Below are 5,358 nucleotides of genomic sequence, written 5' to 3' on the forward strand. Positions count from 1 at the left end.
GCAACAGGGTGAGTACGGCCGCCAGGCCCAGCGCCGCGCTGGTGGCATGCGCCGGCCACCACTGCATGGCCAAGGCCAGCAGCAGGGCGATGGCGGCGGTGCCCAGGCAGAAGCTGAGCTGGCGGTTGAGGTTCCACAGTGCACTGGCATCGCCCAGCGCCTCGGCGTCCACACCATGGAACGCCAGCGTCTGCGCGGTGCTGCTGCACAGGCTGCCGCCAGCGCCCATCAAGGCGAACAGCATGGCGGCCAGCGCGAAGGGGGGCTGCGATTGCAGCGCCATCAGCAGCAGACCGCTGGCCTGCAGGACCATGCCCAGCCGCAGCACCGAGCCCGGCCCGAAGCGCGCCAGCAAGCGCCGGCTGCCGGTGATCGCCAGTGCCGAGGCCAACGCCCACGGCAGCATCAGGGCGCCGATCTGCGCGGCACTGTAACCGGCGTGGTTCAGCTGCAGGGTACTGGCCAGCTGGCTGCCGATGAACACACCCGGCACCGCCAGATAGACCAGCATCGCCATGCGCAGGCCTCGATGGGACAGCAGCGACCAGCGCAGCAGCGGCTGCGGCTGCCGGCGTGCATTACGCAGGTGGGCGACGGCCAGCACTGCTGCCAGCAGCAGCAACCCTGCGCCGGCGAAGCGATGGCCGGGCTCACCCAGCCAGGTCAATGCCAGCAGCAACGCGCCCAGCGCAGACATCGCGGTGGCCAGTGCATAGCCCTGCAGGCGTGGCGCACTGCGCAGGCCATCAGCGGGCATCCACGCCAGCACCAGGGCGATCGCCAGCACCGCCAGCGGCAGGCTGGCCCACAGCACGCCGCGCCAGGACAGCCACTTCACCAGCAGGCCGCCAAGAGCTGGTGCAAGTGCCGGCACCAGCAACGCCACCAGCAGGATGCGCCGGGTCAGCGCACCGCGTTGCTCAGGCGTGCACTGCCGGTACGCCGCCGCCTGCGCCACCGGAATCAGCAGCCCGCCAGCCAACCCCTGCAGCAGCCGCCAGCCCAGCAGCCAGCCGATGGACGGCGCAGCCCCGGCCAGGCCCGCAGCCACCGCGAACAGCACCAAGGCAGCCAGCAGCAGGCGACGCTCGCCGCAGCGCGCGGCCAGCCACGGGGCCAGCGGAATCACCACGCTCAGGCCCAGCATGTAGGCCGTGCCCACCCAGGCCAGGGTGCCGATGTCCGCATGCAGCTCGGCCGCCAGCGCCGGGTAGGCCACGGTGGCGATGAACATGTTGACCAGGTCCAGGGCGAACACCAGCAGGAAGATCGCCTCATGGCGCAGGCGTGGGGAAGGCATCAGCAGGCTCCAGCAACGAAGGCGTCAGCATGGCGGACCAGCGTTGTTGGAAAAACACGACGGCAGCTGCAACACTGTCAAACCTGTTTTGACAATCACCCACCATGGTCAGCCTCGATCGCTTCGATATCTTCCGTGCCGTGGTCGAGGCCGGCAGCCTGACCGCCGCCGCCGAGCGCCTGGGCCTGAGCCGGGCCGTGGTCAGCTTCAACCTGAAGCGGCTGGAGCAGGAGCTGGGGGTAACCCTGCTGCTGCGCAGTACCCGCCACCTGGCGCTGACCGAGGCCGGCGAACAGTTCCTGCAGCACTGCGTGCAGGCACTGGATGCCGCGCAGGCCGCCATCGATGCCGCGCGCCGCGACCAGCATCAACTGCAGGGCGTACTGCGCCTGACCACCACCCCGGAGTACGCGCAGCTGCGGCTGATTCCAGCACTGGAAGCCTTCCGCGCGCAGCATCCAGCGCTGGCGCTGCATCTATCGACCTCGCCAGCCCCGGCCGACCTGATTCCCGAGCGCTTCGACCTGGCGATCCGCCTCGGCCGCCTGCCCGATTCGCAACTGCACGCCACCGAGCTGGAACGTCACCCGCTGTGCGCGGTCGCCGCTCCGGCATTGCTGGCGCGCCTGGGGTCCGCCGAGGCCGCGGATGATCCGGTACTGCTGGGCACCCTGCCCCGCCTCGGCTATCCGCGCTTGGCCGATGTGCCGGTGGTCGCGCCGGATGGCAGCGATGCATTGTTCGCCACCAATCCGGGCAACGCGGTGATACGCGTGGATGGGGCCAGCAGCCTGCGCGCGTTCGCCGTGGCCGGCGCAGGAGTGACCGTGCTGCCACGCTGGCTGGTCGAGGACGATCTCGCGCACGACCGCCTGCGGCCGGTGCTGCGCCAGCATCGTTTCCCGCAGCAGAGCGTGTACGCGGTGTACCCGCACAGCAGCCAGCCCTCGCCGAAGGTGCGGCAGCTGATCGATTTCCTGCGCGGGTGGTTTGGTGACGACGCCAGCTGAATCCTTCGCCCGCCGGGCATGGCCCGGCGAGCGCAGCGGCACCCCGTAAACAGACACGGCCCCTTGCGGGGCCGTGTCTTCAACCATCAGTACCTCAGCAGATCAGCGCAGCACCTGCTCCACCAGCTGCACGTCCACCGTCTGCAGCGGCTCGGCGGCGTTGCGCGACAACTGCACCTGGTAGGTGCCGCCGGCGATCTTCCACTGGCGTGCCTGCGCATCGTAATGCGCCAGGGTCTTCGGCTCGGCTTCGATGCGGATGCGGCGCTGTTCGCCCGGCTGCAGCTCCACCTTGTCGTAGCCGATCAGGCGGATCGGCGTGGCGCTGCCGGCCGGCAGCTTCAGGTACAGCTGGGCGACGTCGGCACCGGCGCGCTTGCCGGTGTTGCGGATGTCGACGCTGGCAACCAGGCGCGAACCCTCCACGCTCACCTTCAGGTTTTCATAGGCGAAGGAGGTGTAGGACAGGCCGTGGCCGAAGGCGAAGGTCGGGGTCAGGCCCTTGGCCGCCATCCACTTGTAGCCGACGTTGGCGCCTTCGATATCGAAATCGAACACATCGCCGAACGGCTTGGCCGGCTTGAAGCCAAGGCCATCGATGTGCGGGCGCGGCAACTGCGATTCGTCCACCACCCAGGTCACCGGCAGGCGGCCGGACGGATTGGCCTGGCCGGTCAGCAGTGCGGCAATGCCTTCACCGCCACGGATACCCGGGTACCAGGCCTGCAGCACCGCCGGCACCTGCGCCAGCCACGGCGTACGCACCGGGCCGTTGGTTTCCAGCACCAGCACGGTCTTCGGGTTGGCCTTGGCCACCGCCGAAATCAGCGCATCCTGGTTGTCCGGCAGCTGCATGTCCGGCAGGTCCACCGATTCGGCCGCCCACTGGGTGGCGAACACGATGGCCACGTCCGCCTGTGCAGCAGCCTTGGCCGCAGCGGCGGCATTGGTGCCGTCCACATAGGTGATGGTGGCGTCCGGACGCGCGGCACGCAGCGATTCCAGCGGCGAGGACGGATGGAAAATCACCGGGCCCGGCCAGGTGGTCGGCAGCACGCCCGGCACCGCGTTGGTGCCCTTGGCCGTGACGCCCACCATCGACGAACCACCGCCACCGATCACGCCCTTGTCGGCATGGCCACCGATGATGACGATGCGCTTGGCGCTGTCGGCCAGCGGCAGCAGACTGCCTTCATTGCGCAGCAGCACGCTGCCTTCTTCCACCGTGCGCTGGGCCACGGCGAAACCGGCTTCGGCGTCGACCTTCTGGTGCTGCGGCGGGTTGTCGAAGTTGCCGTGCAGGAACATCGTGCGCAGGATGCGCGCGACCATGTCGTTCAGGCGCGCCTGCGGTACCACGCCGCCGTGCACGGCAAGGCGCAGCGGCTCATCGAAGAACACCGCCGCATCGAACACTTCACCGGCCGACTGCTGGTCCAGGCCGGCCAGCGCGGCCTTCGAACCGCTGTGCACGCCGCCCCAGTCGGACATCACGAAACCGGGGAATTTCCACTCCTGCTTCAGCACCTGGTTCATCAGGTAGCCGTTTTCGCAGCCGTAGGTGCCGTTGATCTTGTTGTACGAGCACATCGCCACGCCCGGGCGGCCGGCTTCCAGCGCGATCTCGAACGCCAGCAGGTCCGACTCGTGCATGGCCTGCTCGCCAATGCGCACGTCGTGGAAGTTGCGGCGGGTCTCCATGTCGTTCAGCGCGAAGTGCTTCATCGAGGAGATCACGTGCTGGCTCTGCACGCCCTGGATCACTGCTCCGACCATCGAACCGGCCAGCAGCGGGTCTTCACCGGCGTATTCGAAGTTACGGCCATTGCGCGGGTCACGCTGCAGGTTGACGCTGCCGGACAGCAGGATGTTGAAGCGCTGCTGCCAGGCTTCGCGGCCCATCGTCGCGCCACCGGCAAAGGCAACACCGCGGTTCCAGGTGGACGCCGTGGACGGGCCCGACGGCATGGCGGTGGCGAAATCGCCCGGGCGGATGCCACCGGGATTGGTCACGCCCACGCCGGCGTCGGCCGACTGCTGCGACGGAATGCCCAGGCGCGCTACGCCCGGCACGAAACCGGCCGAACCCACCGCACCTTCCGGCAGCTTGCCACCGTCCTTGCCCAGCCCGAAGTAGCTGTGCAGCATCTGGAACTTCTCGTCCCCGGTCATCGCCTTCAGCAGCAGCGCAGCGCGCGCATCGGCGGTGAGCGTGGTATCCATCCACGGCTGCTCRCCGCCCTTGTCAGCCGCATAGGCCAGGGTCAGCAGGGTTGCACGCAGCGCGCTGCCTTCAACCTTGAACGGCGCACTGCTGGCGGCCTGGAAGCCATCGCTGAAATAGCTGGCATCGGCCTCCAGGGCCACGCGTGCCGGATCGAAGCCGGCCGCTTTGGCCGATTCACCGGCCACCGCGCCGAGCAGCACCGCCGGCGCGCCCAGTCGCGAACGCGACACCAGTGCCGGCAACTGCGAAGCACCGGCGCCAGCGTCGGTGTACACCGCCACTGCATGGCGGCCGTCATCCAGGCGCAGGTAGTTCAGGCCCGGCTGGTCGGGGCCGGATTCGGCGGCGATCGGCAGCCGGGTCAGCACGGCCTGGCCGTGCTGGGTCTGGCCGTCATCCTTGCCGGCGGCGATGAAGCGGTACTGGTAGCCCAGGCCATCGGCCAGCAGCTGCAGCGGATCGACCTGGCCGATGCCGCGCTGTACCTGGCGAACGCTGACCGCATCCACCTGCAGGGTCTTCAACTGGGCAGCCAGGGCCGGCATCGCGTCCGCGGTCGGCGCCTGTTCCAGCGTCAGCACGGTGAAGGCGGCGGAGTCGGCCCAGGCCGGGGTGGCCAGTGCGGCAGACAGGGCCAGGGACAGGGCGAGCGGCTTTGTAAACGTTTTCATCGGCGGGCGTAATTCCGTTGCCAAGGCAATCGGTCCAGGGAAAGTGCCGCCGAAGGGTGCAGCGTCATGCCGCGCATGCGTTGCCGGGCAACGCCTTGCAGGCCAGAGGACGGGCCGGTCTGCGCGCGGGACCCTCCTCCCGTGCGTGAC

At 69.0% G+C, this 5,358-nt stretch carries 3 protein-coding genes; 1 reads left to right on the forward strand and 2 read right to left on the reverse strand.

Translation table 11 applies throughout. From position 1 onward, the window contains the following. On the reverse strand, window positions 1-1,300 hold a 1,300-nt coding region (locus tag AB4Y84_RS12145), incomplete at its 3' end, for an MFS transporter (RefSeq protein WP_442250198.1). A 104-nt stretch (window positions 1,301-1,404) separates the two neighbouring features. On the opposite strand from AB4Y84_RS12145, the gene AB4Y84_RS12150 reads away from it, so the two are divergent. After that, window positions 1,405-2,310, forward strand: a complete 906-nt coding sequence (locus AB4Y84_RS12150) for a LysR family transcriptional regulator (RefSeq protein WP_394197212.1) — start codon at window positions 1,405-1,407, stop codon at window positions 2,308-2,310. Between the two features lie 102 nt (window positions 2,311-2,412). On the opposite strand, the gene AB4Y84_RS12155 is transcribed toward AB4Y84_RS12150, so the two are convergent. Further along, a complete protein-coding gene (locus AB4Y84_RS12155) occupies window positions 2,413-5,208 on the reverse strand; it encodes a beta-glucosidase (RefSeq protein WP_442244558.1) in 2,796 nt (931 codons plus the stop codon). Between the last annotated feature and the right edge of the window lie 150 nt (window positions 5,209-5,358).

It is taken from the genome of Stenotrophomonas sp. 2YAF22 (genome assembly GCF_052114665.1).
Taxonomy (GTDB): domain Bacteria; phylum Pseudomonadota; class Gammaproteobacteria; order Xanthomonadales; family Xanthomonadaceae; genus Stenotrophomonas; species Stenotrophomonas indicatrix.

Excerpts from the sequence above, each read along its gene's own strand:
- AB4Y84_RS12150 (WP_394197212.1), top strand. The coding sequence starts at position 1,405 with ATGGTCAGCCTCGATCGCTTCGATATCTTCCGTGCCGTGGTCGAGGCC.